Here is a 25932-nt window from a genome sequence, read left to right as displayed (position 1 = left end):
AGAGGCGAAGCTGATGAACATGCACTCGATACCCCAGCGTACCCAGGCCGAGACGGCGCTGATCGACGCCTTCGGCGAGCGGCTGTCGCTGCTGCCCGGCGACGGCGCGGTGACGCTGAAGCGCGACGACGCCATCGAGGCGATCAAGCACGGCTTGCCGACCCGGCGCATCGAATCCTGGCACTACACGGATCTGCGCCGACTGCTGACGTCGGTGCCGGCATTCGATTCTACGGCCGCCACCAAAGCGTTGCCGCCCATCGTCGAAGGCTCCGCCATCCTGGCCGTGCTGAACGGCGTCTCCGGCGCGAAATTCCCCGCGATCGAAGGCGTGACCGTCCAGCGCCTGTCGGAAAAGCTGACCGACGGCTCGATTGCGCCGGGCCTCGACTCCTATGGCAGCGATGACGCCATCGGCGCGCTGAACACCGCCTTTGTCGCCGACGGCTATTTCGTCGACATCGCCGATGGCGCCCAACTGGAAAAGCCCATCGAATTGCAGAACCTGCAGGCCGGCGGCCAGGTGCATGTGCGCTTTCCCGTGCGTGTCGGCGCAGGCGCCAAGGCGGCTATCGTCGAGCGTCAGGCCGGCGAGGGCGCGGCACTGGGCAGCTCGGTCAGCCAGCTCGTCCTGGGCGAGGGCGCCGAGGTGACCTGGCTGATCGTCCAGGAACAGCCGGAAACGGCCACGCATCTTGCGCAGTTCAAGGCGCATCTCGGCAAGAATTCGAAGTTGACCGTGTTCTTCATGAATGCCGGCGGCAAGCTCGTACGCCAGGAGATCGTGGTCAGGACGACCGGCGAAGGCGCCGACTTCAAATTGCGCGGCATCAACCTTTTGGCCGGCGACACCCATACCGACGTGACCATGGTGCTCGACCATGCCGTGCCGCACACGACCTCGACGGAAGTGATCCGCAATGTCGTGACCGGCAAGGCGCGCGGCGTCTTCCAGGGCCGCATTAACGTCCATCAATATGCGCAGAAGACCAACGCCAAGATGGCCTGCAACACGCTGCTTCTGTCCGACGACGGCGAGTTCTCGACCAAGCCGGAGCTGGAAATCTTCGCCGACGACGTCGTCTGCGGCCACGGCGCGACTGTCACCGAAATCGACCACAACCACCTGTTCTATCTGATGGCGCGCGGCATCGACGAGAAGAGCGCGCGGGGGCTTCTGGTGAAAGCGTTCGTCGCCGAAGTGATCGAGGAACTGGACGACGAGGCGATCGTCGAAGCCTTGGAAACAAGGCTGGACGACTGGTTCGTGACGCACGGGTAATTGGATGTGGCCTGGCCAAGCCACCCCTCATCCGTCTTGGCGCTAACGCGCCAAGCCACCTTCTCCCACAAGGGGAGAAGGTGAAGCGCTAGACCTTCTCCCCTTGTGGGAGAAGGTGGCCGAGCGAAGCTCGGTCGGATGAGGGGTGCGTGACGGAGTGAGGCGGCGGTGCCTCAAGAGAGCTTGTAATGGACCAGAAAATCGAAACCACCCCTTACGACGTCGAGGCGATCCGCCGCGACTTCCCGATCCTGTCGCGCGAAGTCTACGGCAAACCGCTCGTCTATCTCGACAATGGCGCCTCGGCGCAGAAGCCGCAGGTGGTGCTGGATACAATCCAGCACGCCTATTCCCAGGAATACGCCAACGTTCATCGCGGCCTGCATTTCCTGTCCAACGCGGCGACCGACGCCTATGAAAAGGCACGGGAGACGGTGCGCCGCTTCCTCAATGCGCCGAGCACCGACAACATCGTCTTCACCTCGAACACGACCGCGGCGATCAACACCGTCGCTTACGGCTATGGCATGCCCAATATCGGCGAGGGCGACGAGATCGTGCTGTCGATCATGGAGCACCACTCCAACATCGTGCCGTGGCATTTCATCCGCGAACGCCAGGGCGCCAAGCTGGTCTGGGTGCCGGTCGACGATCTCGGCGTCTTCCACATCGAGGAATTCGAAAAGCGCCTGACCGACCGCACCAAGCTTGTCGCGATCACCCAGATGTCGAACGCGCTGGGCACGGTGACGCCGATCAAGGAGATCGTGCGCATCGCGCATGCCCGCGGCATTCCGGTGCTCGTCGACGGCAGCCAGAGCGCCGTGCATATGCCGATCGACGTCCAGGATCTCGACTGCGACTTCTTCGTCTTTACCGGCCACAAGGTCTACGGCCCCTCGGGCATCGGCGTGCTCTACGGCAAGAAGGACATTCTGCAGGGCATGCGCCCCTTCATGGGCGGCGGCGAGATGATCGAGGAGGTGACGGAAGACATCGTCACCTATAACGAGCCGCCGCATCGCTTCGAGGCCGGCACGCCGCCGATCGTGCAGGCGATCGGTCTCGGTGCAGCACTGGAGTACATGGAAAAAATCGGCCGCGAGCGCATCGCCGCCCACGAGGCCGATCTCAAGACCTATGCGCATGAACGGCTGCGCGCCATCAATTCACTGCGCATCTTCGGCGATGCTCCCGGCAAGGGCGCCATCATCTCGTTCGAATTGCAGGGCATTCACGCCCATGACGTGTCGATGGTGATAGACAGGCAAGGTGTAGCGGTCCGCGCCGGCACCCATTGCGCCCAGCCGCTGTTGAAACGCTTTGGCGTAACCTCCACATGCAGGGCATCGTTCGGCATGTATAATACAAGGGCCGAAGTCGACGCTTTGGCCGAAGCGCTTGAAAAAGCGCGCAAGTTCTTTGGATGATGACCATGGATGATGCGAGCCACACCACAGAGACCGCGCCGGAAGCGGCCATCAATCCGCTGGTTTCAGCTTCGACCATTCCGGCCGATGAACTGGCGCGGCTGACCGACGATATCGTCTCGGCGCTGAAGACGGTCTACGACCCGGAAATCCCGGCCGACATCTACGAGCTCGGCCTGATCTACAGGATCGACATCGAGGACGACCGCTCGGTCAAGATCGACATGACGCTGACCGCGCCCGGCTGCCCGGTGGCCGGCGAAATGCCGGGCTGGGTCGAAAACGCCGTCGGCGCCGTCGAAGGCGTCTCCGGCGTCGAGGTCAACATGACCTTCGACCCGCCCTGGTCGCCTGATCGCATGTCGGAAGAAGCGCAGGTCGCGGTCGGTTGGTACTAGGCTGGCAGAGGCTGGCGTACTTGCGCCGGTGGTAAAACTTCACCATTTTAGGTGAGGAATCATTCGGCGGGCCTTGAACCTGCATGGAATGGAAGAGGAAAAAGAATGGGACGCTTCGCCGTCATCACGATGACCGAAAAGGCCGCCGACCGGGTGCGCGAGATCGTCGCCACCCGCGACAACGCGCATGGCATTCGCCTTGGCATCAAGAAGGGCGGCTGCGCCGGCATGGAATACACGGTCGACCTGGTGACCGAGCCCAACACCAAGGACGACCACATCGAGCGCGACGGCGCCCATGTCTATGTCGCGCCTGAAGCAGCCCTTTTCCTGTTTGGCACCGAGATGGATTTCGAGCAGACGACGCTGCGCACCGGCTTCACCTTCCACAACCCGAACCAGAGTTCGGCCTGCGGCTGCGGCGAATCGGTCGAATTGAAGCCCGCAGACCTGAAGGCGCTCGCCGAAGCACGCGCATCGGCTTGAGCTTCTTCCTTCTCCCCGTCACTATACGGGGAGAAGGTGTCACGAAGTGACGGATGAGGGGCAGCGCCAGCCTCTCCAAAGTTCGCGCCGCCCCTCATCTGCCTGCCGGCATCTTCTCCCCGTATAGTGACGGGGAGAAGAGAGCTACTTCACCCACATCTTTGTCCGCTTGTGCCAGTCGGCAATCGATTCCTCGGGATAGACGTCGAACACCTTGTCCCTTTTTCCGATCTCCGGCTCGACCCAACTCGCCTTGTATTTCAGCATCAGGTGGACCTTTTCCGGCGGCTTCGGCAGATCGCTGTCGATCGCCGAGGCGAAAGGGTGCACCAGATCCGGCCAGGTCGGATCGTAGAGCCACAGCGCCGAACCGCATTTCCTGCAGAAATTGCGCTCGCCCGACGAGATCTCGCATGTGGGATGCTCGTCATCCTCGATCTCGGCGCGAAAGACGCCAAGGCTGCGCTTGCCCGTGATTTTCAGCGTCTTGTAGTCGGCGCCGAGATTGATGGCGAAACCGCCGCCGCCTTGCTGCTTGCGGCAGATCGAGCAGTAGCAGAGCATGAACGGCACCGGTGTGTGGCTTTCCACCTCGAAGTGGACGGCATCGCAGCGGCAGGATCCTTTGAGCAGAAGCGGCATGGCAAAACTCCGACGGATGGCTCTCAACTTGTCAGCATGGTTTTGGTTGCGGCAATGACAAGGCAAGATCGCGATGACATGATTGGGCATGGACAATGAACGCATAGCCGAACTGTTCGAAGGCCTCGGCCCAGTCTCGATCCGAAAACTGTTCGGCGGCAAGGGCATCTATTTCGATGGCGTCATCGTCGCCATCGTGCTGCGCGGCGAATTGCTGCTCAAGGCCGACGAACAAAGCGCGCCCGACTTCGAAGCCGCCGGCTGCAAGCAATGGACCTACACCGGCTCGCGCCACGGCAAACTGGTTGCCATGCCGTATTGGAGCATCCCCGACAGCGCCTTTGACGATCCCGACGAGATGATTGTCTGGGCGCGCCGGGCCTATGAGGCGGGGCGGCGAGCGGGGAAGTGATTTGACTGCTGCGAGGCTCACGTCGAGGCCGCCCCCTCATCCGGCCGCTTCGCGGCCACCTTCTCCCCGCTGGGGAGAAGAGGCTTAAGTTAACGCTGGCCCGCTCCTCTCCCCTCGGGGAGAGGTCGGATTGCCCCGAATTGTTCTTTGCAATTCGGTCTCGGCAATCCGGGTGAGGGGGCCTTGGCCGCGTGAACCTACAATGCCCTGGCGATCCTCGCCGCCAGCCGCGCATTGTTCTCGACCAGCGCAATATTCGTCTTCAAACTCCGGCCGCCGGTCAGCTCAAGGATTTTTCCCAGCAGGAACGGCGTCACCGCCTTGCCGGTCACGCTCTGCGCCTCCGCCGCCTTCTGCGCGGCCTCGATGTAGCCGGCCATCTCGTCGGCCGGGATTTCGTCATCCTGCGGCACCGGGTTGGCGATCAGCATGCCGCCGCCGAGGCCCAGCGCAACCCGCGTTTTGTAGAAATGCGCGATCTCTTCGGGCTTGTGCAGGGTCAGCGGTGCGCGGAAGCGCGATTGGCGCGACCAGAAGGCCGGCATCGTCTCGCAGCCATGGCCGATCACCGGCACGCCGCGCGTCTCCAGCACCTCTAGCGTCTTTTCGATGTCGAGGATTGCCTTGGCGCCGGCCGAGACGACGATGACCGGCGTGCGCGCCAGTTCGTCGAGATCGGCGGATATGTCGAAGCTTTTCTCCGCGCCCTTGTGCACGCCGCCAATGCCGCCGGTGGCGAACACCTTTATCCCGACCATGTCGGCCGCGATCATGGTGGCGGCGACCGTGGTGCCGCCGGTGCGGCCTTGCGCCACCGCAAAGCCGAGATCGGCGCGCGACAGTTTCATGGCGTCGCCGGTCATCGCCAGCGACTCGCGCTCGCCGTCGGACAGACCGATCTTGATGCGGCCGGCAACCACGGCGATCGTCGCCGGCACCGCGCCATTGTCCAAAATGATCTTCTCGACATTGGCCGCCATGGCGCCATTGTCGGGGTAGGGCATGCCATGGGTGATGATGGTGCTTTCCAGCGCCACCACCGGCCGTCCGGCGGCGAGCGCCTCGGCCACCGGCGGGTGGATGTCGATGAAGGGGCGGGCGCTTTGCGGGGTCATGACGGTCTCCGATCCGGAGCAAGAAAGCTCCGGCTATGGCAATTGGCCGCCCTCATGCCATTTCCTGCGCCTCCGGCACAAGAGCCAGCGCCTCGGCAAAGGTCGCGGCGGTGAAGGCCGGCACGGCATCCGCACTCTCGATAGCAAGCGTTGCGGCGGCCACGCCTTCGCGCAGGGCCTGTCGCAATGCCAGGCCGCGCAGCAGGGCAGCGATGGTAGCGCCGGCCAGCGCATCGCCGGCGCCGGTGACGTCGGCAATTTTTCTCGGCGCCGGCGGCAGGATGGAGAAGGCGCCGGCTTCGTCAAAGCCGAGCACCGGGCCGTCGCCCGCCGTCACCACGCCACTGGTGAGGCCGCTGCAGCGCAAGCCGTCGACGGTCTCGCGCTCGGTGGCATTGGCGCCGACGCCGGCCAGCACCATGGCCTCACGCCGGTTCATGAAGACCTGCGCGAGCTCCTTCAGCACCGGGATCAGCCGCACCACTTTGGCCGGCGAAATGGCGATGGCGTAGACCGGCTTGCCGGCGGCGAGCGCCACCAGCCGTTCGAGTGCCGAAGACGGGAGATTGGCGTCGCACAGCACCGCATCGGCCTCGGCGACCGCCTCGCGCACCTTGGAGCGGCGGAGCTGCTTGGGAAACGCCAGGTCGTAGAGCGCCATGTCGGCAAAGCCGGTGATCAGCTCGCCGTCGCGGTCGATCAGGGCGGTGTAGCTCGGCGTCGTGCGGTCGAGGAACACCGCCGACAGGTCGGCAATGCCGGCCTCAGCGATGGCGCGCGACACCGTCTCGCCCGCCGCATCGCCGCCGCGCATTGACATGAGCGAGGCCGAAACACCAAGCCGCGCGAGGCTGCGCAGCGCATTGAAGACGCCGCCGCCGACATCCTCGCGCATCGTCCCGGGGTTGGACGCTGCCGGCACGTAGGCGCCGGACACCTGGCCGCGCCGGTCGATATGGGCGCCGCCCACCGCCAGGATTCTTGCTGATTTCACCATGCCGGCGATATGACCTTTGTTATTTGAGCCGCACAAGCGCTACGCTGTGCGGCGGAGCTTCGCAGGCAAGCCAGCGATTCGGGCGGGGCCAAACCGCCGGACCGTCTGGCCCCATGCGGAAAGCGTCCGAAAACCAAACCACGAGACAAAAAAAGAACAAATCAGGATAAAGATTGTTTTTCAGATATTTGACCCCTCTTGCCAAACGAGAACAAAAAAGGTACAAACTGGGCAGGGATTACGGATTGTCCGGCCTTCATTGACGACCAAGGGGTGATGTATCATGGCTCAGAATTCTTTGCGGCTTGTAGAGGACAAAGCGGTGGACAAATCAAAGGCTCTGGACGCGGCGCTGTCGCAAATCGAGCGCGCCTTCGGCAAGGGCTCGATCATGCGGCTGGGTGCCAATGAGCAGGTCGTCGAGATCGAAACCGTGCCGACCGGATCGCTTGGCCTCGACATCGCGCTTGGCGTCGGCGGCCTGCCGCGCGGCCGCATCGTCGAGATCTATGGGCCGGAAAGCTCGGGCAAGACCACGCTGGCGCTGCACACGGTTGCCGAAGCCCAGAAGAAGGGCGGCATCTGCGCCTTTGTCGATGCCGAACACGCGCTCGACCCGGTCTATGCCCGCAAGCTCGGCGTCGATCTCGAAAATCTGCTGATCTCGCAGCCCGACACCGGCGAGCAGGCGCTGGAGATTTGCGACACGCTGGTGCGTTCCGGCGCCATCGACGTGCTGGTGGTCGATTCGGTTGCGGCACTGACGCCGCGCGCTGAAATCGAGGGCGAAATGGGCGATTCGCTCCCCGGCCTGCAGGCGCGTTTGATGAGCCAGGCGCTGCGCAAGCTGACCGCGTCGATCTCGCGCTCCAACACCATGGTCATCTTCATCAACCAGATCCGCATGAAGATCGGCGTCATGTTCGGTTCGCCAGAAACCACCACCGGCGGCAATGCGCTGAAATTCTACGCTTCGGTGCGCCTCGACATCCGCCGCATCGGCTCGGTCAAGGACCGCGACGAGGTCGTCGGCAACCAGACCCGCGTCAAGGTGGTCAAGAACAAGCTGGCGCCGCCCTTCAAGGTGGTCGAGTTCGACATCATGTATGGCGAAGGCGTCTCCAAGACCGGCGAACTGGTCGACCTCGGCGTCAAGGCCGGCGTGGTCGAAAAGTCGGGCGCCTGGTTCTCCTACAATTCGCAGCGCCTCGGCCAAGGCCGCGAGAACGCCAAACTGTTCCTGCGCGACAATCCCGACACGGCGCGCGAGATCGAACTGGCGCTCAGGCAGAATGCCGGGCTGATCGCCGAAAAGTTCCTTGAAAATGGCGGCCCTGAGCGCGGCGAAGACGACGGCTTCGAGGAAGAATCCGGCGCCATGTAGGGCAATGGTCAGAGTTCGGCCATAAATCCAGTCTATTATCCGATGCTTAAGTACTGAGTTCTTTGGTATCGCGTTCCAAACCGCCGGCCTTCGCGCCGGCGGTTTTCGTTTTTGGATGGTCGACGCGCTGCTCGATTGGCCCAATTCCGTGTTTCTGGACAGGGTGGGGCGTGCCCGCTAAAAGGCCAAGTCGATCTTCTAAAAGCAGAGACCAGTTTCCGCCGGCCGTGCCGGCGGTTTTCGCGAAAAGGCAGCAGTGATGAGTGGCGTGAACGAGATCCGGTCGACATTCCTCGACTATTTCCGCAAGGAGGGCCATGAGGTCGTGGCCTCGAGCCCGCTGGTGCCGCGCAACGACCCGACATTGATGTTCACCAATGCCGGCATGGTGCAGTTCAAGAACGTCTTCACCGGCCTGGAGAAGCGCCCTTATTCGCGCGCCACGACCGCGCAGAAGAGCGTGCGCGCCGGCGGCAAGCACAACGACCTCGACAATGTCGGCTACACCGCGCGCCACCTGACTTTCTTCGAAATGCTCGGCAACTTCTCCTTCGGCGACTATTTCAAGGAGCGTGCCATCGAGCTTGCCTGGAACCTGATCACGAAAGAATTCGGGTTGAACAAGGACAAGCTGCTGGTCACCGTCTACCACACCGATGATGAGGCGGCTGGTTTCTGGAAGAAAATCGCTGGTTTTTCCGACGACCGCATCATTCGAATCCCGACCTCGGACAATTTCTGGGCAATGGGCGACACCGGACCGTGCGGTCCGTGCTCGGAGATATTCATCGACCGAGGCGAACACATCTGGGGCGGCCCTCCCGGCAGCCCGGAAGAGGATGGCGACCGCTTCCTCGAATTCTGGAACCTGGTGTTCATGCAGTATGAGCAGGTCACCAAGGAAGAGCGCATCGATCTGCCGCGCCCATCGATCGACACCGGCATGGGCCTGGAACGTATGGCCTCGATCCTACAGGGCGTGGAAAGCGTCTTTGAAACCGATCTGTTCCGCCACCTGATCGATGCGGCGTCGTCGGCGCTCGGGCAGGGGCCTGACAAGGAGACGGTCGCGTCCTTCCGCGTCATTGCCGACCATCTGCGCTCGTCCTCCTTCCTGGTGGCGGATGGCGTGCTGCCGTCGAACGAGGGCCGTGGCTACGTGCTGCGCCGCATCATGCGCCGCGCCATGCGCCATGCGCAGCTGCTCGGCGCCAAGGAGCCGTTGATGTGGAAGCTGGTGCCGGCGCTGGTGCGCGAGATGGGCCAGGCCTATCCCGAACTGCTGCGCGGCGAACAGCTGATCACCGAGACGCTGAAGCTCGAGGAAACCAGGTTCCGCAAGACGCTGGTGCGCGGCCTCGGCCTGCTCTCGGAAGCGACTGAAACGCTTCATGCCGGCGACATGCTGGATGGCGAGACCGCCTTCAAGCTCTACGACACCTACGGCTTCCCGCTCGATTTGACGCAGGATGCGCTGCGCCAGCGCAACATCTCGGTCGATCTTGCCGGCTTCACCCATGCGATGGAGCAGCAGAAAGCCGAGGCGCGCAAGCATTGGACCGGCTCCGGGGAGGCCGCCACCGAAACCGTGTGGTTCGCCGTGCGCGAACAGACCGGGGCCACCGAATTCCTCGGCTACGAGACTGAAGCTGCGGAAGGCCTCATCCAGGCGCTGGTCAAGGACGGCAAGACCGTCGACAGCGCCGGCAAGGGCGATGCGGTGGCGGTGGTCGTCAACCAGACGCCGTTCTATGGCGAATCCGGTGGCCAGATGGGCGACACCGGCGTCATCTCCGGCGAAGGTTTCGCGATCCAGGTTTCCGACACGCAGAAGAAGGCCGACGGTCTGTTCGTGCATCTGGGCAAGGTGGCAAGCGGCACCGTAAAAACGGGTGCCGCCGTCGAGCTGAAGGTTGATCATGCGCGCCGCACCAGGCTGCGCGCCAACCATTCCGCGACGCATCTGATCCACGAGGCTTTGCGCGAGGTGCTGGGCACCCATGTCGCGCAGAAAGGCTCGCTGGTCGCGCCGGAGCGGCTGCGTTTCGACATCTCGCACAACAAACCGATCTCGGCGGAAGACCTCGAAGAGGTCGAACGCATGGCCAACGAAATCGTCGTCCAGAACAGCCCGGTGACGACCCGCCTGATGTCGGTCGACGATGCCATTGCCGAAGGCGCCATGGCGCTGTTCGGCGAGAAATATGGTGACGAGGTGCGTGTCGTGTCGATGGGCACCGGCCTGCACGGCGCCAAGGCCAACCGGCCCTATTCGGTTGAGCTCTGCGGCGGCACCCATGTCCGGGCAACCGGCGATATCGGTCTGATCCGCGTCGTCTCCGACAGCGCGGTCGCCGCCGGCGTGCGCCGCATCGAGGCGCTGACCGGCGAAGCCGCGCGCAAACATCTCGACGAGCAGGACAGGCGTCTGAAGGCCGTCGCCTCGACATTGAAGATCTCGCCCGCCGACGTGCCGGCGCGCGTCGAGACGCTGCTCGACGAACGCAAGAAGCTCGAGAAGGAACTGAGCGAAGCGCGCAAGAAACTGGCGCTCGGCGGCGGCGCCGCGGCCGGCGCGCCCTCGGAGAACGAGACCGTCGCCGGTGTCGGCTTCCTCGGCAAAGCGGTTTCCGGCGTGTCGCCTAAGGATTTGAAGCCGCTGGCCGATGCGGGAAAAACCTCGCTCGGCTCGGGCGTCGTCGTCTTCGTCGGCGCCGGTGAGGACAACAAGGCAAGCGTCGTCGTCGCCGTCACCGACGACCTTGTCGGCCGCTTCAGCGCCGTCGATCTGGTGCGCGTGGCGTCCGCCGCTTTGGGCGGGCAGGGTGGTGGCGGGCGGCCCGACATGGCGCAGGCCGGCGGCCCGGATGCCTCGAAGGCCAATGATGCGATCGCCGCGGTCAAGGCGGCGCTGGAGGCAGCCTGAAAGCCATCCTATGCCCAATAGCCCCGGCAAGAAGGTGCTCGTCCTCGGCGGCTACGGACTGATCGGCGAAGCTGTCGTCGCCCGCCTGGTTGGCAACGGGCATCAGGTGGTCGGCCTCGGCCGTGACATCAGGGATGCCGAGCGGCGCTGGCCGGCTGTGCAGTGGATTGCGGCCGACATGGCGCTGCTGCTTGCCGCTGAAGACTGGCTGCCGATGGTCGCCGGCATGGATGCGGTGGTTAATGCGGCCGGCGCTTTGCAGAATGGCCCGCGCGACCGCCTCGACGCCATCCATCGCGGCGCGGTCGTGGCGCTGGTCGCCGCCTGCGAACAGGCCGGTATCAGCCGTTTCGTACAGATCTCCGCCATCGGTGCCGATCCCACCTCATCAGATGTTTTCTTCAGCACCAAAGGTGAGGGCGACAAGGCCGTCACAAATTCATCGCTCGAATGGACGATCCTGCGCCCGGGCCTGGTGATCGCGCCTGCCGCCTATGGCGGGACGGCACTTTTGCGCGCGCTTGCCGCCTTTCCCAGTTTCATCCCTGCCGTGATGGCGCGCCGGCCCATCCAGACCGTGGCGGTCACGGACGTCACTGAGGCCGTGTCGCGTGCGGTTGCCGGATCTCTGCCGCCGCGCCTTTCCGTCGATCTCGTCGAAGCCGAGCCGCGCCCGCTCGCCGATGTGCTGTTTGCCTTCCGGGCATGGCTTGGACTGCCGCCGGCCCGCGTCGTCCCGATGCCGGCCTTTCTCGGGCGGATCGTGGCTGTTGTTGCCGACAGCCTCGGCCTGCTTGGCTGGCGATCGCCCTTGCGCAGCGCCGCCCTTGCCGCGCTGGCACGCGGCGTGACCGGCAACGCCGCGTCCTGGAGCGAGATTTCAGATCACAAATTGCAGCCGCTGGAAGCAACGCTGGCCGCCATGCCGGCTCACGTCCAGGAGCGGTGGTTCGCCCGGCTCTGGTTGCTGAAACCGGTCGTATTCGGAGTGCTGTCGCTGTTCTGGCTGGTGTCCGGAATTGTCGGCTTTATCAAACAGGATGTGGCCGCCGACATTCTGGTCTCGCATGGCCTGTCGCCGGCGCTCGCGCTCGGGATGGTCCTTGCCGGGAGCGTGGCCGACATCGCTGTCGGGGCCGCTGTTCTCGTGCGGTCCTTGGCGCGCCTCGCACTGATGGGGATGATTGCCATCACGCTGGTCTATCTTGGCGCAGCAACCGCGCTTGCGCCCGATCTGTGGCTTGATCCTTTGGGGGCGATGGTCAAGGCTGTTCCAGCACTTTGCCTTGCTCTGGTGGCGCTGGCGATTTTGGACGAGCGATGAGCCTATGGGTCGACCTTTTGCGCTGGGCGCATATCATCGGCGCCACGGTGTTGTTCGGCACCGGTGCCGGCATCGCTTTCTTCATGCTGATGGCGCAGCGCACCGGTCGCGCCGAACTCGTTGCCCATGTCGCGGACGCCGTCGTCATCGCCGACACGATTTTCACCGCAACAGCCGTCATCGTGCAGCCGATCACCGGCGCGCTGCTGGCGCAGGCCGTGGGCTGGCCGCTTTCCGAAGGCTGGATCGTGCTGTCCCTGCTGCTTTATGTCGTGACCGGCCTGTTCTGGCTACCGGTGGTCTGGATCCAGATCCGCATCCGCCACCTGGCGCGGCAGGCAGCCAGCGAAAACGCGCCGCTGCCGCCTGAGGAAAAGCGCCTGTTTCGCATATGGTTTGCTTGCGGCTTTCCGGCCTTCGCCGCCGTGCTCGGCATTCTCTGGCTGATGGTCACAAGGCCGGCAATCGGCCTTTAAAACCTTAGCTCTGCTTCGCCGCCTTCAGCGCGCGCGTCATTCTGCTGGAGTCGCCCCAGGTGGACAGCCAGATCAGCACGTCGGTGGCGACTGAAATCAGCGACCGCAGAAGGTTCATAGCCGGACCGGGTGATTTCAGCTGCGCTTCGGCATGATGGAGGTGGGCAAGCTCTTCCTCGCGGATGGCCAGGATGATGCCGTGCAAGTCCGGGTCGCAGTTGGCCAGAAAGAAAAGCTGGTCGTCGAGATGGCGATGTACCGTCGCTTCGACAGCTGCCGTGCAAGCCCAGATGCCTTGCGGGCCGAGCAGGGCGGTCACAAAACCCAGCAGCCAGCCGCCCCAGCTCCAGAATTGCATCACCCGGCACGGTCGCGACTGCCGCTCCGGCATGGTGGAGCGGAACGCTGCGCAATGCGTGCGCTCGTGCCCGAGCATCTCCGACAAGGATGGCACGCAACCCGGCCAGAAGCGTTTGGCGACCAGAATCTGGGCCGAATAGATCCTGATCGCACCGAACTCACCGGCGTGGTTGACCCTGACTATTCTGGCAATGGTGAGCGCGTCCTGGCGAGAAAGGTCAGCCATGGGCGCCCGCTAATCTCATGTCAGCCCGCCGCCAGGCTCGGACGTTTTGCAATTCCGTCCCACCAGGCCTGGATGTCGGCGAACGCGGCAAGCAGCTTTTGCCCCTCGGGGACCTTGAGGAAATAGGCGATGATGGATGCCGCATGCAGGTCGGCCAGCGTCAGCTGATCGCCGAGCAGCCACGGCCCGGGCGCTTTGAGGGAGGTAAGCACCCTGAGCACCGTTTCGGCCTGGCGCAGTCCGTTGGCGATCAGCGCCTCGTCGGGCGCTTCCTTCTCCAGCCGCTCGACAGCGACGTCCCAGACCATCGACCTGTAGGCATAGGCGTCGAGCATGCCGATGATCTGGTTCATCCGCGCGCGGCCGTGCGGGTCGTTCGGCTGCAGCGCCGGGCCGTCGAACGCCTCATCGACATAGCGGGCGATTGCGCTGGTCTCGAACAGTCGAAAGCCGTTGTGCTCGAAGGCAGGGATGCGGCCGAACGGGTGGTGCTCCAGATACCAGGCCGGAATGCCCTCGGCCGCGAAGATATCGAGAGGCACGAGTTGGTAGCCGACGCCTTTTTCCGCCAACACGAGGCGGACGATGCGGACATAGACGCTGTAATCAGCGCCGTAGAGGGTCGGCTTGGTCATCGCTCAGCCCTTCGCTCCTGCTCGCATTGCTCGTCCAAAAAGCGAAGGCTCCTCTCGGAGCCTTCGTTGTCGGCTTATGCCATCGCCTTTTGCAGATTCTCGTCGATCTTGTCGAGGAAGCCGGTGGTCGACAGCCAGGGCTGGTCGGGGCCGATCAACAGCGACAGGTCCTTGGTCATGAAGCCGCTCTCGACCGTCTGGATGCAGACCTTTTCCAGCGTCTCGGCAAAACGCTTCAGTTCGGCATTGTCGTCGAGCTTGGCCCGGTGGGCGAGCCCGCGCGTCCAGGCGAAGATCGAGGCGATCGAATTGGTCGAGGTTTCCTCGCCCTTCTGGTGCTGGCGGTAGTGGCGCGTCACGGTGCCGTGCGCTGCTTCCGCTTCCACCGTCTTGCCGTCCGGCGTCATCAGCACCGAAGTCATCAGGCCGAGCGAACCAAAACCTTGCGCCACCGTGTCGGATTGCACGTCGCCATCATAGTTCTTGCAGGCCCAGACATAACCGCCCGACCATTTCAGGCTCGACGCCACCATGTCGTCAATCAGGCGATGCTCGTACCAAAGCTTCTTCGCCTTGAACTCGGCTTCGAATTCGGCCTCGTAGACTTCCTGGAAAATGTCCTTGAAGCGGCCGTCATAGGCTTTCAGGATGGTGTTCTTGGTCGAGAGATAGACCGGATAGTTGCGCAGCAGGCCGTAATTCAGCGAAGCGCGGGCGAATTCGCGGATCGAATCGTCGAGATTGTACATGGCCATGGCGACACCGGCGCCGGGCGCGTCGAACACATCATGCTCGATCACCTTGCCGTCCTCGCCGACGAACTTGATGGTCAGCTTGCCCTTGCCGGGGAAACGAAAATCGGTGGCGCGGTACTGGTCGCCGAAGGCGTGACGGCCGACGATGATCGGCTTGGTCCAGCCGGGCACCAGGCGCGGCACATTCTTCATGATGATCGGCTCGCGGAAGATGGTGCCGCCGAGGATGTTGCGGATGGTGCCGTTCGGCGACTTCCACATCTTCTTCAGCTTGAATTCCTCGACGCGCTGCTCGTCGGGGGTGATCGTCGCGCATTTAACCCCGACGCCCCATTTCTTGATGGCGTTGGCCGAATCGATGGTCACCTGGTCGTTGGTCGCGTCGCGGTGCTCGATGCCGAGGTCGTAATATTCAAGCTTGAGGTCGAGATAAGGGTGGATCAGCTTGTCCTTGATGAACTGCCAGATGATGCGGGTCATCTCGTCGCCGTCGAGTTCGACGACCGGGTTCGCCACCTTGATCTTCGCCATGGAAAGAATGCCTCGCTTTTGGGGAACAAAACGGCCTTGCCCGCATGGCTTTCGGCCGAGGATGCGGCCCGTATATCAAAGCCTATTTGGCGGCGCAAACGCCGATCGGCGCTGAATGGGCCGTCCGTGCGACGACCTGGTTTTTTTGCAAACGCTTCATTTTGGCGGGTGGATGTGGCAGGGAACGCTGAAAATGCCGCAAACAGCAGTTCATTGAGATCATGTCCGCCGCGCAACCTCCTGAAAACGTCTCCGCCGCCGGCCCGGCGATCATCCTCGTCGAGCCGCAGCTCGGCGAGAATATCGGCATGGTCGCGCGCGCCATGGCCAATTTCGGTCTGTCGGAACTCAGGCTCGTCAATCCGCGCGATGGCTGGCCAAGCGAGAAGGCGCGCGCTGCCGCCAGCCGCGCCGACCATGTCATCGATGCCGTCACCGTGTTTGGCGATCTGGCGTCCGCGGTGGCGGATCTCAATTTCGTCTTCGCCACCACGGCGCGTGAGCGCGACGGCTTCAAGCCGGTGCGCGGACCGGTCGAGGCGGGCAGGGCGCTGAGGGCTCGTCAGATAGCTGGCCAGCGCACCGGCATCCTGTTCGGCCGCGAGCGGTTCGGCCTCTACAATGATGAGGTCGGGCTCGCCGACGAGATCGTCACTTTTCCAGTCGATCCCGGCTTTTCGTCGCTGAACATCGCCCAGGCCGTGCTGTTGATGTCCTATGAGTGGATGAAGTCGGGCCTGGAGGACGAGACGGCGACCAATTTCTCCAGCCCGGAAATGAAGCCGGCGAGCAAGGAAGAGTTGCACGGCCTGTTTGCCTATCTCGAAGGCGCGCTCGAAGCGCGCGGCTATTTCCGCCCGGCGCCGAAGAAGCCGAAGATGGTCGACAACCTGCGCGCTGTCCTGACGCGCGCCGGGTTTGCCGAGCCGGAACTGAAGGTGCTGCGCGGCATCATTTCGTCGCTGGACCGGTTTTCGCCGGCCAGGCCGCGCGGCGACGGCTCGCCCGGAGACGATCCGAGACGGCTTCCGGCCGCCGCGCGAAACCGGAAGACAGACCAAGAAGGTTAAGCTCTGTAAGCTTCGAACGTCCGGCGTAACCGAATATTACCTGGTGCTGATCTATTGTTGTGAAAACGGTGGGTCGCTCATGTTCACCTCCAATATCGGCCGCATGCGCTTCTTCTTCTATTCCCTTGGGGTAGCTTTCCTCGAGGTTACGGCTGCTCTGGTGTGCATTGTCGGCACGATGGGCTTTGAGGGCTTCATCAACTCCGCGCCTGGTCCGTCGCGGCAAGGAATGGCCGGCGCGGTCCTCATCGTTTCGCTGCTGGCTGTGGTTATGCGCGGCAACATCGCCTGGCGGCGCAGCCGCGACGCCAACGGGAAGGGCTGGATCCTGTGGTCCTACATCGTGTTCTGCGCCATCTACGCCTTCCTGCAGGCCGGCACGCTGCTGGTCATCGATTTCAACAATCCGGAAAGCACGCCCAGTGGTTTGAACCTGCTTGCGCTGTCGATCTTTGGCCTTTGGTGCACGATCCTGGTGGCGAAACCGGTGTCGGGCAGCAATATCGATGAGCTGACATCGGTTTTCGATTTCGAGGGCGCTGTTCCGTCGGCCAGCGGCCGGATGGCCAACAGCGCTGCGCCATCCACTGCGCACGCCGCCGCACCGGCCACACGCTCGGTGCCATCCGTCCAACCGGTGGGTCGGCCAAAGCCCGCGGGCTTCGGCAAGCGTGGGCTGTAGAGCAATCGGAAAGCGGTCTTCGCCGGCTTTGCGCAAAACTTGGGTGAATTCGCCACTTCAAGACCATGATCGTTGCAGATAGAACGGCATCGGCCACATCACCGGCCAGCCCTTCTGATCTCCAGCCCCTTTCCATGGTCCGACATCAATGAGCGATCGATCAAGCCACCGCCCGATCCTGATGTTCGATTCCGGCGTTGGCGGATTGACGGTGTTGCGCGAAGCCCGCGTGCTGATGCCCGACCGGCGCTTCGTCTACGTCGCCGATGACAAGGCCTTTCCTTACGGCGCCTGGGAAGAGCCGGCGCTGCAGGCTCACATACTCGATCTCTTCGCCAGGCTGCTCGACCGTTTTCAGCCGGCGATTTCGGTCATCGCCTGCAACACCGCCTCGACGCTGGTGATCGACGCGCTGCGCGAAGCATTCCCCGGCCATCCCTTTGTCGGCACGGTGCCGGCGATCAAGCCGGCAGCCGAGCGCACCCGCTCCGGGCTGGTCTCGGTGCTGGCGACGCCGGGCACGGTGAAGCGCCAGTACACGCGCGACCTGATCGGCAAATGGGCGCAGAAATGCCATGTCCGCCTGGTCGGCAGCAACAATCTGGCCGGATTGGCCGAGGCCTACATGCGCGAGGGCTTTGTCGACGAAGAGGCCGTGCGCGCCGAGATCGCACCGTGCTTCGTCCAGCATGACGATTTGCGCACCGATATCGTCGTGCTCGCCTGCACGCACTACCCGTTCCTGGCCAACCGCATGCGCAAGACAGCACCCTGGCCGGTCGACTGGATAGACCCGGCCGAGGCGATTGCCCGCCGTGCCTTGTCGCTGCTGCCGGCGGTCGACGGGGCGTTGCCGCAAGGCGAGCCCGACATCGCCGTCTTTACCTCGGGAAAGCCGGATTTCGCCATCAGCCGGCTGATGCAGGGCTTTGGGTTGAGCGCACGCTAGGCTGGTTGGAAAACAATGAGGCGTTGATCCGGATCGGCCGAAACAAGCCTTAGCGTCAGGCTGTCGCCCTGCCTGAACCCGGAGGCCTTCACATTCGCAACGACAGGCATGTTCGAGAGCTGTACGCGCATACGCTGGTCGGCGACGTCGGTGACGACGGCCTTGAACATTTCACCCTGGCGTCCCTTCAGCATCACCGCCTCGGCAAGGTCGATGGCCGCGTGGTTGATCTGCGAGGCGCGGGCATCCGCCCGCCCCATAACCGTGGGCAGCCTGGCGAACGCATCGGTAACGGCCTGCGGCACCGGCTGGCCGTTGGCGATTGCCAGCGCGCAACGCACGACGTAGCGGTCTGCAAGCCGCCTCAGCGGCGCGGTGGCATGGGCATAGGTCGCAGCCATGGCCTCGTGCCACGGCACAACGCCTTCCTCATAGGGTTGGTAGGACGCACCGGAACCGGCACGGCGGATTTCCAGCATCAGCGCTGCCTGTTGCCTGTTGCCCGGATCAAGGGTTCGCTGATAGTCGCGCAGACTGGTCGAAGCCGGCCAGGACAGGCCGAGAGCCAGTGCCGCGTTGCGCAGTCTTTGCACCTTGGACGCATCCGGCGGCGCCATCACCCGAAACAGTCCGGTCCGGTGTGCCAGCATGGCGTCGGCAATCGCCATGTTGGCGGCGAGCGAAAGCGCGGCGTTGTCTTGTTCGGATTGCTGCAGCGGTCTGAACGAAAGCTGGAATGTGCCATCGGCAAGCTGTTCCACCTCCTGCTCGGGCGGATCGACGCGGGAAGCGCCACGGCGCTCTTCGTTTGCCGCCATCCGCCGCGCAATTTCGGCAAAGCCGGCCGGAACGTCGGCGGCCCGCACGCTGTCATAGGCGAGCTTGGCGCGGCTCTGGATGATGGCCCGCTCCGCGCCATCCAGTCTTACCTCGCCGTCCGCGGCGATCCGAATCGTGAAGACAACTGCCGCACGCGGTCCGCTGGGCAGCAAGCTCGCGGCACTCTCGGCAAGCACCTGGGGATAGAGCCCGGCCTTACCGTCCGGCAAGTAAAGCGTCTCGCCCCGCGCCCAGGCTTCCAGATCCACCGCGTCTCCGTCCTCGACGAACCAGGCCACGTCGGCAATGGCATAGTGCAACAGAAGGTCGCTGCCGCTCGCCTCGATCGAAAAAGCCTGATCGAGATCGGTGGAAGTCGCCGGATCGAGTGTCACGAAAGGCATCGCCGTTCGGTCGGCATGCTGGCTGGGCACCCGTCTGGCCGCCCTCTGTGCCAGGGCCATCACGTTGGGCGGAAACCCGTCCGGCACATGGAACTCAGTGCGGATTTTTGAAAGGCCGTTAGCGAGGGCTTGCGAGGGATCGGTCAATGATTTCATGGCGCTGTCCTACACTGGCGTTCCGGACACGGGAATGCCGATTTGCCGGCAGGCGGGCCGGCCATGGGGAGACATAAGCGCGGACCGGGAGTTGGCCGCCAGAGCTGGAACTCTCGCCGAAGCGCAACGTTTCTCCTTCTGGCAGCAAAGGAGGAACCGATATGCCTGCAAAATCACAAGCCCAGCAAAAGGCCGCCGGCGCCGCGCTTTCGGCCAAACGCGGCGAAACCAAGAAAGGCGAACTCATAGGCGCCGCACGCGAAATGTATGAATCGATGAGCGAAAAGCAGCTTGAGGAATTCGCCGAGACCAAGCGCAAGGGGCTGCCCGAGAAGAAATCGGCGGACTGAGGCCTAGATACTGTGCCGTCAAAAACAAAGCCCGCGGCCCAGACCGCGGGCTCTTCACTTCAGGCCGAAGCCGAACCTACCAGCGCCACCAGCAGCGCTTCACCTTGTAGCTGATGACCTTCTTGTGGCCGTGCCGCCAGACGACCTTCTTCTTCACCACGATGCGGCAGACCTGATGGTGCCTGTGACCCGTGCCAATGCCTGGCCATCGCCGGCTCGGGGACGGCAATCGACATCGATCCTGCCAGGACGGCTGCACTTACCAACGAAAGGAAGAATTTTTCATACGACTTTTGGCTCCTCTAGCTCCAGTCCCTTCCTTCCGCATCGACCCGAAAATCGATCGATTTTCGGAAAGTACGATGCGAAACCCAAAAAGCGTTTTGAGCGTACTTTGTGCGTCCGAATGGACGCACGTCGCTCAAATGCCGTTGGCAACGACCCCGCCACATTCGGCACCGCACTTAACACCAGAAAAGCTATAGGGTTGCCGCAGCCGGTGCCAGCCGCGAGCTTGACACCGGTTAAATCTCCGTTTAACGAGCCCACCAACACCGGGCCGCAATGCCCGGTGGTTTCTTTTGCATGGCAAGAACCCAGGAAAAACAGGTTTATCGTTTCCTTGGCCTTGTTAAACTGACGTGTCCCGTGGGTTTTCCACCGCATTGCGTGGAAAACCCTGTCAGGTCTCGAAAACGGAGGCCAGAGGAGGGCGCGTTTCCTTCACCCGGACCATGAGGTTCCGGGTGGTTTGTTTTGAAAGGGAATGCGATGAGCAAGCGCGAATCCGCGAAGTACAAGATCGACCGCCGTCTCGGCGAAAACATCTGGGGCCGCCCGAAGTCCCCGGTCAACAAGCGTGAATACGGCCCCGGCCAGCACGGCCAGCGCCGCAAGGGCAAGCTTTCCGACTTCGGCCTGCAGCTGCGCGCCAAGCAGAAGCTGAAGGGTCACTATGGCGACGTTTCGGAAAAGCAGTTCCGCAAAGTCTATGAAGAGGCCGACCGCCGCAAGGGCGACACCTCCGAGAACCTGATCGGCCTGCTCGAGTCGCGGCTGGACGCGGTCGTCTACCGCTCCAAGTTCGTGCCGACCATTTTCGCCGCCCGCCAGTTCGTCAACCACGGCCACGTCAACGTCAACGGCAAGCGCGTCAACATCGGCTCGTACCGCTGCAAGCCGGGCGACGTCATCGAAGTGCGCGAAAAGTCGAAGCAGTTGGTGATCGTTCTGGAATCGGTCGGCCTCGCCGAGCGCGACGTGCCGGACTACATTGAAGCCGATCACAACAAGATGGTCGCGACCTTCTCGCGCATCCCCGGCCTGGCGGACGTTCCGTTCGCCGTGCAGATGGAACCGAACCTGGTCGTCGAATTCTATTCGCGCTGATAGGCCTCTTTGCCGCAGATATCGAAGGCCGCCTCTCGAGGCGGCCTTTTTCTTTGTCCATCGCGCTTTGCGAAGCATCGACCAAAAACCGATTTCGATTTTCGAGCCAATGCGCTAATCCGGGCGCAACAGGGATTGGGCCGACGCGCCATGAACATGTTGCCAAACGCCGATCTGCTTGAACCGGTTGCCGATGCCGAAGGTGGCTTCCATCCGCTGTTCGCCGACGTGCCGTCCTCGGTCGAATTCAACAAACTGCGCAAGCGGCTGTTGCGGCTGACCCGCCAGGCGATCGAGGACTTCGCCATGGTCAGGCCAGGCGACCGCTGGCTGGTGGCGCTGTCCGGCGGCAAGGATTCCTACGGACTGCTCGCCGTGCTGCTCGATCTCAAATGGCGCGGCCTGCTGCCGGTCGAGCTGCTCGCCTGCAATCTCGACCAGGGCCAGCCGAATTTCCCGAAACACATCTTGCCGGATTATCTCGACGCGTACGGCATTTCCCATCGCATCGAGTACCAGGACACCTATTCGGTGGTCACCGACAAGTTGCCCCAGGGCAGCACCTATTGTTCGCTGTGCTCGCGGCTCAGGCGCGGCCATCTCTACCGCATCGCGCGCGAAGAGGGCTGTTCGGCTCTGGTGCTCGGCCACCACCGCGAAGACATTCTTGAAACCTTCTTCATGAACCTGTTCCATGGCGGCCGCCTTGCAGCCATGCCGGCAAAGCTGCTCAACGATGACGGCGACGTCATGGTGCTGAGGCCGCTGAGCTACTGCGCCGAGATAGATCTGGAAAAATTCGCCGCCGCGATGAAATTCCCGATCATTCCCTGCGATCTCTGCGGCAGCCAGGAAGGCCTGCAGCGCAACGCCATGAACGCGATGCTGGACGATCTGGAAAAGCGCATGCCGGGCCGCAAGGACACGATGCTGCGCGCGCTGTCCAACACCAGGCCGTCGCATCTGCTCGACCGCAAACTGTTCGATTTCACAGCCCTCAACGGCAGCCTTACCGCAGGACAAGACCTTTCCGATGACATTTGACGACCGTGCGATCGACTGGCTGGCCGAGCTTCTCGCCGATGCAGCCAGGGCCGAGATCATGCCGCGCTTTCGCCGGCTGGGCGAGGGAGACGTACGCCAGAAGACCTCGGCCGCCGACCTGGTGACCGAGGCCGACGTCAATGCCGAACGGCTGATCACGGCAAGGCTGCGCGAGCGCTACCCCCAGGCGATGATCGTCGGCGAGGAGGCTTGTTCCGACAATCCGGCGTTGCTCCAGGGGCTCGGCGACGCCGATCTCGCCTTCGTCGTCGATCCGGTCGACGGCACCTTCAACTTCGCCTCCGGCGTGCCGCTGTTCGGCGTCATGCTGAGCGCCGTGGTCAAGGGCGAGACCGTGGCCGGCATCATCCATGATCCCGTAGGCAAGGACTGGCTGATCGGCGCCAAGGGCGCCGGCAGCCATATCCGCCATGCGCATGGCGCGTTGGAGAAGGTGCACGTAGCGGATGCCGTGCCCGTCTCGCAGATGACCGGTTCGGTTTCCTGGCAATATCTGGCCGAGCCGCAACGCTCGCTTCTGGCGCGCAACCAGACCAAGACGCTGTCGCAGTTCGGCTATCGCTGCGCGGCGCATGAATACCGGCTGCTGGCCAGCGGCCACGCCCATTTCGTCGTCTACAACAAGCTGATGCCGTGGGACCATCTGGCCGGCGTGCTGATCCATGGCGAGGCCGGCGGTCACACCGCGCGCATCGACGGCAGCGCCTATTTGCCGTCGCATGTCGACGGCGGCATCCTGGTCGCGCCCGACAGGGAAAGCTGGCAGGAATTGCGCCGGGAGCTGTGGGCTGAGTAGGACCAATTCCTGCTCTGGCCTTTAAGTCCCAGGCGTCCGGCCTCCAGATCAAAATCAATGCAGGTCGGTGACGTGCCCTGAAATGGGTGGGTTGTGTGGCTGAAACATCTTGCCGCGCTCGGCAATCAGGATCATCAGCAACGCTGCAACCGAGACGCTGCAAAAGCCGGCGGCCAGCGGCGTCACCGTCCCATTGAAAGCTTGACCGATCAGCGCGCCGATGATGGCGCCGAGAAAGGTCTGCATGAAGCCCAGAATGGATGCGGCCGTGCCGGCGAGCTGGCCAAGCGGCTCCATGGCCAGCGCGTTGAAATTGGCGCCAAGCCCGCCGAAAGGCAGCATCGCTGAGGCAAAGAAGGTGATGAACAGCCAGAGTGGCATGTTCATCTCGAGCGAAACCACCAGCCACGCAAGGCTGATGCAAAGAAAGAGAAGCAGTGCGCCCTGCGACAGGCGGCGCATGCCAACCCGGCCGACCAGCCGCGAGTTGAGGTAGTTCGAGAAGGCGAGCACGCCCGCAACGCCGGCAAAGATCACCGGGAACAGCTCGCCGACATGGAAGATGTCGATATAGATCTGCTGCGCGGAGATGATGAAGCCGAACATCGCGGCGAAGATGAAGGTGCTGGCAAAGGCGTAGCAGAGCGTGAGGCGGTTGGTGAGCACGATGCGGAACCCACCGACGACGGAAGAGACCGTCAACGGCCGTCTATATTCTGGACGCAGTGTTTCCGGCAGCCGCAGCAGCGACCACGCCGATACGATCAGCGCTCCGACCGCCATGGTGATGAAAATCCAGTGCCAGCTTGCAAACAGCATGATGAACTGGCCGATGCCCGGAGCAATCACCGGGATAGCCATGAACACCATGAAGATCAGCGACATAACCTCGGCCATGCGCCGGCCGTCGAACGTGTCGCGCACGATCGACACCGCGATGACGCGCGTGGCCGCCGCTCCGATGCCTTGCACCAGTCGGCACAGCAGCAGGATGGCGAATGACGGGGCGATGGCGGCGGCCGCCGCCGCCACGACATAGATCGCCAGCCCGACGACCAGCGGCGCGCGGCGTCCGAACCGGTCCGAAATCGGCCCGAACAAAAGCTGCCCGCCGCCGAAGCCGAGCATGTAGGCGGTGATGACATATTGGCGGTGGTTTTCATTTTCGACGCCAAGCGTGGCGCCGATTTGTTGCAGCGCCGGCAGCATGATGTCGATGGCCAGCGAGTTCAGCGCCATCAGCGCCGCGCACAGCGCGATGAATTCCCAGCGCGGAATAGGCAAGTTGCTTGCCTGTTGCGGCGCGTCTGACTGCTGGTCCACGGCGGGTCCGATCTTCAAAACGAATATGCGCCGGCATGCCGGCGCATCGGTTCGCCCTCACCCACCAAGGGGAGGTAACATTTTGCCGGGGCGGGGCTGCCCCAGTCTCAAGCCAGAATCAGGCGCCCCAGAATCAGGCGGGAGCTTTGACGCTAATGCCCTTTTCGACGAGGAACGTCTGCAGTTCGCCCGCCTGGAACATTTCGCGGATGATGTCGCAACCACCGACGAATTCGCCCTTGACGTAGAGCTGCGGGATCGTCGGCCAGTTCGAGTATTCCTTGATGCCTTGGCGCAGTTCGGCCGAGGTCAGCACGTCGACGCCCTTATAGTCGGCGCCGATGTAATCGAGGATCTGGACAACCTGGCCGGAAAACCCGCACTGCGGAAAACCGGGCGTGCCCTTCATGAAAAGGACGACGTCATTGCCCTTCACTTCGCTGTCGATGTAGTCGTTGATGCCGCTCATGGAATATCCTTTCACGCCTGTGGGAGTCAGGCTCGAAGCATAGCCATCAAATAAACCCATAGATGGGCCGAAACAAGATGTTTGCGCCGTAGCCGCGGAAATGGCGCAAAGGATCGCCTGTCTTGGGCCAAGCATCCCGCCCGATTGCAGCCTCCGGAAGATGATGAAAAGACGATACGGCGCAGCCCTTCTGATCGCCATCCTGCTGGTGGCAATTGCCATTATCTGGTGGCCGAGACGTCCCGCGCCGCCGCCTTTGGTCATCGGTGGTGAACTGCCCGCGCCCTGCCGGAGTGTCGCCTTCGAGGCTGTGACTTATGTCGTCTGCGAGATCGATCTTCGCGCCAACAGCATTGGAGTTTTCTATGCCGGTGCCGACGGCAAGCCCTTCGGCTCGCTGGAGGCCTTTGACAAGGCGGTTGCCGGCGAGGGCAGGCCGGTGCTGCTCGCCATGAATGGCGGCATGTATCACCAGGATTTGTCGCCGGTCGGCCTGCTGGTCGAGAACGGCAGCGAAAAATCGCCGCTCAACCTTGCCGACGGCGAAGGCAATTTCTTCCTGAAACCGAACGGCGTCTTTTTGTTGGGCAAGGACGGCAAGGCCGCGGTCATGGAGAGCGCCGCCTATGCCGCCGCGAAGCCCGACGTCGCTTTCGCCACCCAGTCCGGCCCGATGCTGGTGATCGACGGCGCACTTCATCCGCGCTTCGAGGCCAATGGCACCTCCCGCTACATCCGCAATGGCGTCGGCGTGCGCGACGAAAACACCGTGGTGCTGGCTATTTCGCGCTCGGAAGTGAGTCTCGGCAGCTTCGCGCGGCTGTTCCGCGACGCGCTTGGCTGCCGCAACGCGCTGTTTCTCGACGGCGCGGTCTCGGCGCTGTCGGACGGCGAGAGGATGATCGTCGGCGGGAAATATCCGGCGGGGCCGATCATCTCAGTCTCGGCGAAGAAGCCTGCAACCGAGTAGCTTCCCAAAGAAGACCTTCGCCTACCTGTTCGTCATCGATCGGCCGCTCTCCGGAATATAGCTATAGCTAAATCTTGAAGCATACGCTATTCTCGCTGGCATATGGAGGGT

The 25932-nt window shown here is 63.1% G+C and carries 27 protein-coding genes; 17 read left to right on the top strand and 10 right to left on the bottom strand.

What is annotated here, in order from left to right; genetic code table 11:
* The first annotated feature begins 13 nt into the window (after positions 1-13).
* From sufD to sufA, 4 genes are all read left to right on the top strand, one after another.
* The gene (gene sufD, locus AC04SG_RS06720) at positions 14-1282 is read left to right on the top strand and encodes a Fe-S cluster assembly protein SufD (RefSeq protein ID WP_488550376.1); all 1269 of its coding nucleotides are present in this window, start codon (positions 14-16) and stop codon (positions 1280-1282) included.
* 188 nt (positions 1283-1470) lie between these two features.
* A complete protein-coding gene (locus tag AC04SG_RS06715) occupies positions 1471-2712 on the top strand; it encodes a cysteine desulfurase (protein WP_192253515.1) in 1242 nt (413 codons plus the stop codon).
* A 5-nt stretch (positions 2713-2717) separates the two neighbouring features.
* Positions 2718-3110: an SUF system Fe-S cluster assembly protein gene (locus AC04SG_RS06710; RefSeq protein WP_192253517.1), complete on the top strand. Its 393-nt coding sequence runs from the start codon at positions 2718-2720 to the stop codon at positions 3108-3110.
* Positions 3111-3215: 105 nt separating this feature from the next.
* Positions 3216-3596 (top strand): Fe-S cluster assembly scaffold SufA, encoded by a 381-nt coding sequence (sufA, locus tag AC04SG_RS06705; protein ID WP_013532156.1) that lies wholly within the window; start codon positions 3216-3218, stop codon positions 3594-3596.
* Positions 3597-3740: 144 nt separating this feature from the next.
* Here sufA and AC04SG_RS06700 read toward each other — a convergent pair whose 3' ends face one another.
* Positions 3741-4238, bottom strand: a complete 498-nt coding sequence (locus AC04SG_RS06700; protein WP_488550375.1) for a GFA family protein — start codon at positions 4236-4238, stop codon at positions 3741-3743.
* 88 nt (positions 4239-4326) lie between these two features.
* Between AC04SG_RS06700 and AC04SG_RS06695 the strand changes: the two genes are divergently transcribed.
* A complete protein-coding gene (locus tag AC04SG_RS06695; RefSeq protein WP_192253521.1) occupies positions 4327-4650 on the top strand; it encodes a TfoX/Sxy family protein in 324 nt (107 codons plus the stop codon).
* A 197-nt stretch (positions 4651-4847) separates the two neighbouring features.
* Here the strand turns inward: AC04SG_RS06695 and AC04SG_RS06690 are convergent, their stop codons facing one another.
* A complete protein-coding gene (locus AC04SG_RS06690; protein WP_488550374.1) occupies positions 4848-5765 on the bottom strand; it encodes a pseudouridine-5'-phosphate glycosidase in 918 nt (305 codons plus the stop codon).
* Positions 5766-5817: 52 nt separating this feature from the next.
* Positions 5818-6762: a carbohydrate kinase family protein gene (locus AC04SG_RS06685; protein WP_488550373.1), complete on the bottom strand. Its 945-nt coding sequence runs from the start codon at positions 6760-6762 to the stop codon at positions 5818-5820.
* Positions 6763-7045: 283 nt separating this feature from the next.
* On the opposite strand from AC04SG_RS06685, the gene recA reads away from it, so the two are divergent.
* The 4 genes from recA (at position 7046) to AC04SG_RS06665 (ending at position 12872) form a co-directional block, all read left to right on the top strand.
* A complete protein-coding gene (recA, locus tag AC04SG_RS06680; RefSeq protein WP_112561417.1) occupies positions 7046-8146 on the top strand; it encodes a recombinase RecA in 1101 nt (366 codons plus the stop codon).
* A 259-nt stretch (positions 8147-8405) separates the two neighbouring features.
* A complete protein-coding gene (gene alaS, locus AC04SG_RS06675; RefSeq protein WP_488550372.1) occupies positions 8406-11072 on the top strand; it encodes an alanine--tRNA ligase in 2667 nt (888 codons plus the stop codon).
* Between the two features lie 10 nt (positions 11073-11082).
* On the top strand, positions 11083-12396 hold the full coding sequence (locus tag AC04SG_RS06670; RefSeq protein ID WP_488550371.1) for an SDR family oxidoreductase: 1314 nt from the start codon (positions 11083-11085) through the stop codon (positions 12394-12396).
* Positions 12393-12872: a DUF2269 family protein gene (locus AC04SG_RS06665; protein WP_488550370.1), complete on the top strand. Its 480-nt coding sequence runs from the start codon at positions 12393-12395 to the stop codon at positions 12870-12872. The genes AC04SG_RS06670 and AC04SG_RS06665 overlap by 4 nt, the downstream gene beginning before the upstream one ends.
* Positions 12873-12876: 4 nt before the next feature.
* Here AC04SG_RS06665 and AC04SG_RS06660 read toward each other — a convergent pair whose 3' ends face one another.
* The 3 genes from AC04SG_RS06660 to AC04SG_RS06650 form a co-directional block, all read right to left on the bottom strand.
* Entirely contained in the window at positions 12877-13458 is a 582-nt protein-coding gene (locus AC04SG_RS06660; RefSeq protein ID WP_488550369.1) for a demethoxyubiquinone hydroxylase family protein, read from the bottom strand.
* 20 nt (positions 13459-13478) lie between these two features.
* On the bottom strand, positions 13479-14093 hold the full coding sequence (locus AC04SG_RS06655; protein ID WP_488550368.1) for a glutathione S-transferase family protein: 615 nt from the start codon (positions 14091-14093) through the stop codon (positions 13479-13481).
* 74 nt (positions 14094-14167) lie between these two features.
* The gene (locus AC04SG_RS06650; protein WP_112561422.1) at positions 14168-15379 is read right to left on the bottom strand and encodes an NADP-dependent isocitrate dehydrogenase; all 1212 of its coding nucleotides are present in this window, start codon (positions 15377-15379) and stop codon (positions 14168-14170) included.
* Between the two features lie 221 nt (positions 15380-15600).
* On the opposite strand from AC04SG_RS06650, the gene AC04SG_RS06645 reads away from it, so the two are divergent.
* The 3 genes from AC04SG_RS06645 to murI all read left to right on the top strand — a co-directional run bounded on the left by AC04SG_RS06645 (position 15601) and on the right by murI (position 18080).
* A complete protein-coding gene (locus AC04SG_RS06645; RefSeq protein ID WP_488550367.1) occupies positions 15601-16449 on the top strand; it encodes an RNA methyltransferase in 849 nt (282 codons plus the stop codon).
* 79 nt (positions 16450-16528) lie between these two features.
* Entirely contained in the window at positions 16529-17131 is a 603-nt protein-coding gene (locus tag AC04SG_RS06640; protein ID WP_488550366.1) for a DUF805 domain-containing protein, read from the top strand.
* A 148-nt stretch (positions 17132-17279) separates the two neighbouring features.
* Positions 17280-18080: a glutamate racemase gene (gene murI / locus AC04SG_RS06635; protein ID WP_488550365.1), complete on the top strand. Its 801-nt coding sequence runs from the start codon at positions 17280-17282 to the stop codon at positions 18078-18080.
* On the opposite strand, the gene AC04SG_RS06630 is transcribed toward murI, so the two are convergent.
* Positions 18077-19459, bottom strand: coding sequence for an RNB domain-containing ribonuclease (locus tag AC04SG_RS06630; protein WP_488550364.1), 1383 nt, complete (start codon positions 19457-19459; stop codon positions 18077-18079). The two genes, murI and AC04SG_RS06630, sit on opposite strands and share 4 nt — an antisense overlap.
* A gap of 161 nt (positions 19460-19620) precedes the next feature.
* Between AC04SG_RS06630 and AC04SG_RS06625 the strand changes: the two genes are divergently transcribed.
* Positions 19621-19809: a DUF3008 family protein gene (locus AC04SG_RS06625; RefSeq protein WP_112561427.1), complete on the top strand. Its 189-nt coding sequence runs from the start codon at positions 19621-19623 to the stop codon at positions 19807-19809.
* Between the two features lie 76 nt (positions 19810-19885).
* Here the strand turns inward: AC04SG_RS06625 and AC04SG_RS06620 are convergent, their stop codons facing one another.
* Entirely contained in the window at positions 19886-20038 is a 153-nt protein-coding gene (locus AC04SG_RS06620) for a hypothetical protein (RefSeq protein ID WP_488550363.1), read from the bottom strand.
* Positions 20039-20580: 542 nt separating this feature from the next.
* Between AC04SG_RS06620 and rpsD the strand changes: the two genes are divergently transcribed.
* The 3 genes from rpsD (at position 20581) to AC04SG_RS06605 (ending at position 23059) form a co-directional block, all read left to right on the top strand.
* Positions 20581-21198 carry a 30S ribosomal protein S4 gene (gene rpsD, locus AC04SG_RS06615; RefSeq protein ID WP_027028657.1) on the top strand — a complete coding sequence of 206 codons (618 nt, stop codon included), beginning with the start codon at positions 20581-20583 and terminating at the stop codon, positions 21196-21198.
* A 150-nt stretch (positions 21199-21348) separates the two neighbouring features.
* A complete protein-coding gene (ttcA, locus tag AC04SG_RS06610; protein WP_488550362.1) occupies positions 21349-22242 on the top strand; it encodes a tRNA 2-thiocytidine(32) synthetase TtcA in 894 nt (297 codons plus the stop codon).
* Positions 22232-23059: an inositol monophosphatase family protein gene (locus tag AC04SG_RS06605; RefSeq protein WP_488550361.1), complete on the top strand. Its 828-nt coding sequence runs from the start codon at positions 22232-22234 to the stop codon at positions 23057-23059. Before ttcA ends, AC04SG_RS06605 begins: the two co-directional genes overlap by 11 nt.
* A 54-nt stretch (positions 23060-23113) precedes the next feature.
* Here AC04SG_RS06605 and AC04SG_RS06600 read toward each other — a convergent pair whose 3' ends face one another.
* Together AC04SG_RS06600 and grxD are read right to left on the bottom strand one after the other, a co-directional pair.
* Positions 23114-24382: a multidrug effflux MFS transporter gene (locus AC04SG_RS06600; RefSeq protein ID WP_488550360.1), complete on the bottom strand. Its 1269-nt coding sequence runs from the start codon at positions 24380-24382 to the stop codon at positions 23114-23116.
* A 133-nt stretch (positions 24383-24515) separates the two neighbouring features.
* A complete protein-coding gene (gene grxD, locus AC04SG_RS06595; protein WP_192253553.1) occupies positions 24516-24851 on the bottom strand; it encodes a Grx4 family monothiol glutaredoxin in 336 nt (111 codons plus the stop codon).
* A gap of 163 nt (positions 24852-25014) precedes the next feature.
* On the opposite strand from grxD, the gene AC04SG_RS06590 reads away from it, so the two are divergent.
* Entirely contained in the window at positions 25015-25821 is an 807-nt protein-coding gene (locus AC04SG_RS06590; protein WP_488550359.1) for a phosphodiester glycosidase family protein, read from the top strand.
* Positions 25822-25932: the final 111 nt, after the last annotated feature.

The organism is Mesorhizobium sp. CNPSo 4684, assembly GCF_057784315.1.
Note: the sequence above shows the minus strand (reverse complement) of the source record. Positions and strands in the feature narration are given on the sequence as shown.

What these genes read in the sequence shown, in the direction of transcription:
- ttcA (WP_488550362.1), top strand. Translation starts at nt 21,349, where the DNA reads ATGAACATGTTGCCAAACGCCGATCTGCTTGAACCGGTTGCCGATGCC.
- AC04SG_RS06695 (WP_192253521.1), top strand. Translation starts at nt 4,327, where the DNA reads ATGGACAATGAACGCATAGCCGAACTGTTCGAAGGCCTCGGCCCAGTC.
- AC04SG_RS06710 (WP_192253517.1), top strand. Translation starts at nt 2,718, where the DNA reads ATGGATGATGCGAGCCACACCACAGAGACCGCGCCGGAAGCGGCCATC.
- sufD (WP_488550376.1), top strand. Translation starts at nt 14, where the DNA reads ATGAACATGCACTCGATACCCCAGCGTACCCAGGCCGAGACGGCGCTG.
- AC04SG_RS06685 (WP_488550373.1), bottom strand. Translation starts at nt 6,762, where the DNA reads ATGGTGAAATCAGCAAGAATCCTGGCGGTGGGCGGCGCCCATATCGAC.
- AC04SG_RS06670 (WP_488550371.1), top strand. Translation starts at nt 11,083, where the DNA reads ATGCCCAATAGCCCCGGCAAGAAGGTGCTCGTCCTCGGCGGCTACGGA.
- AC04SG_RS06665 (WP_488550370.1), top strand. Translation starts at nt 12,393, where the DNA reads ATGAGCCTATGGGTCGACCTTTTGCGCTGGGCGCATATCATCGGCGCC.
- sufA (WP_013532156.1), top strand. Translation starts at nt 3,216, where the DNA reads ATGGGACGCTTCGCCGTCATCACGATGACCGAAAAGGCCGCCGACCGG.
- AC04SG_RS06590 (WP_488550359.1), top strand. Translation starts at nt 25,015, where the DNA reads ATGAAAAGACGATACGGCGCAGCCCTTCTGATCGCCATCCTGCTGGTG.
- AC04SG_RS06605 (WP_488550361.1), top strand. Translation starts at nt 22,232, where the DNA reads ATGACATTTGACGACCGTGCGATCGACTGGCTGGCCGAGCTTCTCGCC.
- grxD (WP_192253553.1), bottom strand. Translation starts at nt 24,851, where the DNA reads ATGAGCGGCATCAACGACTACATCGACAGCGAAGTGAAGGGCAATGAC.
- murI (WP_488550365.1), top strand. Translation starts at nt 17,280, where the DNA reads ATGAGCGATCGATCAAGCCACCGCCCGATCCTGATGTTCGATTCCGGC.
- AC04SG_RS06690 (WP_488550374.1), bottom strand. Translation starts at nt 5,765, where the DNA reads ATGACCCCGCAAAGCGCCCGCCCCTTCATCGACATCCACCCGCCGGTG.
- rpsD (WP_027028657.1), top strand. Translation starts at nt 20,581, where the DNA reads ATGAGCAAGCGCGAATCCGCGAAGTACAAGATCGACCGCCGTCTCGGC.
- recA (WP_112561417.1), top strand. Translation starts at nt 7,046, where the DNA reads ATGGCTCAGAATTCTTTGCGGCTTGTAGAGGACAAAGCGGTGGACAAA.
- AC04SG_RS06650 (WP_112561422.1), bottom strand. Translation starts at nt 15,379, where the DNA reads ATGGCGAAGATCAAGGTGGCGAACCCGGTCGTCGAACTCGACGGCGAC.
- AC04SG_RS06700 (WP_488550375.1), bottom strand. Translation starts at nt 4,238, where the DNA reads ATGCCGCTTCTGCTCAAAGGATCCTGCCGCTGCGATGCCGTCCACTTC.
- AC04SG_RS06655 (WP_488550368.1), bottom strand. Translation starts at nt 14,093, where the DNA reads ATGACCAAGCCGACCCTCTACGGCGCTGATTACAGCGTCTATGTCCGC.
- alaS (WP_488550372.1), top strand. Translation starts at nt 8,406, where the DNA reads ATGAGTGGCGTGAACGAGATCCGGTCGACATTCCTCGACTATTTCCGC.
- AC04SG_RS06630 (WP_488550364.1), bottom strand. Translation starts at nt 19,459, where the DNA reads ATGAAATCATTGACCGATCCCTCGCAAGCCCTCGCTAACGGCCTTTCA.
- AC04SG_RS06645 (WP_488550367.1), top strand. Translation starts at nt 15,601, where the DNA reads ATGTCCGCCGCGCAACCTCCTGAAAACGTCTCCGCCGCCGGCCCGGCG.
- AC04SG_RS06660 (WP_488550369.1), bottom strand. Translation starts at nt 13,458, where the DNA reads ATGGCTGACCTTTCTCGCCAGGACGCGCTCACCATTGCCAGAATAGTC.
- AC04SG_RS06625 (WP_112561427.1), top strand. Translation starts at nt 19,621, where the DNA reads ATGCCTGCAAAATCACAAGCCCAGCAAAAGGCCGCCGGCGCCGCGCTT.
- AC04SG_RS06715 (WP_192253515.1), top strand. Translation starts at nt 1,471, where the DNA reads ATGGACCAGAAAATCGAAACCACCCCTTACGACGTCGAGGCGATCCGC.
- AC04SG_RS06640 (WP_488550366.1), top strand. Translation starts at nt 16,529, where the DNA reads ATGTTCACCTCCAATATCGGCCGCATGCGCTTCTTCTTCTATTCCCTT.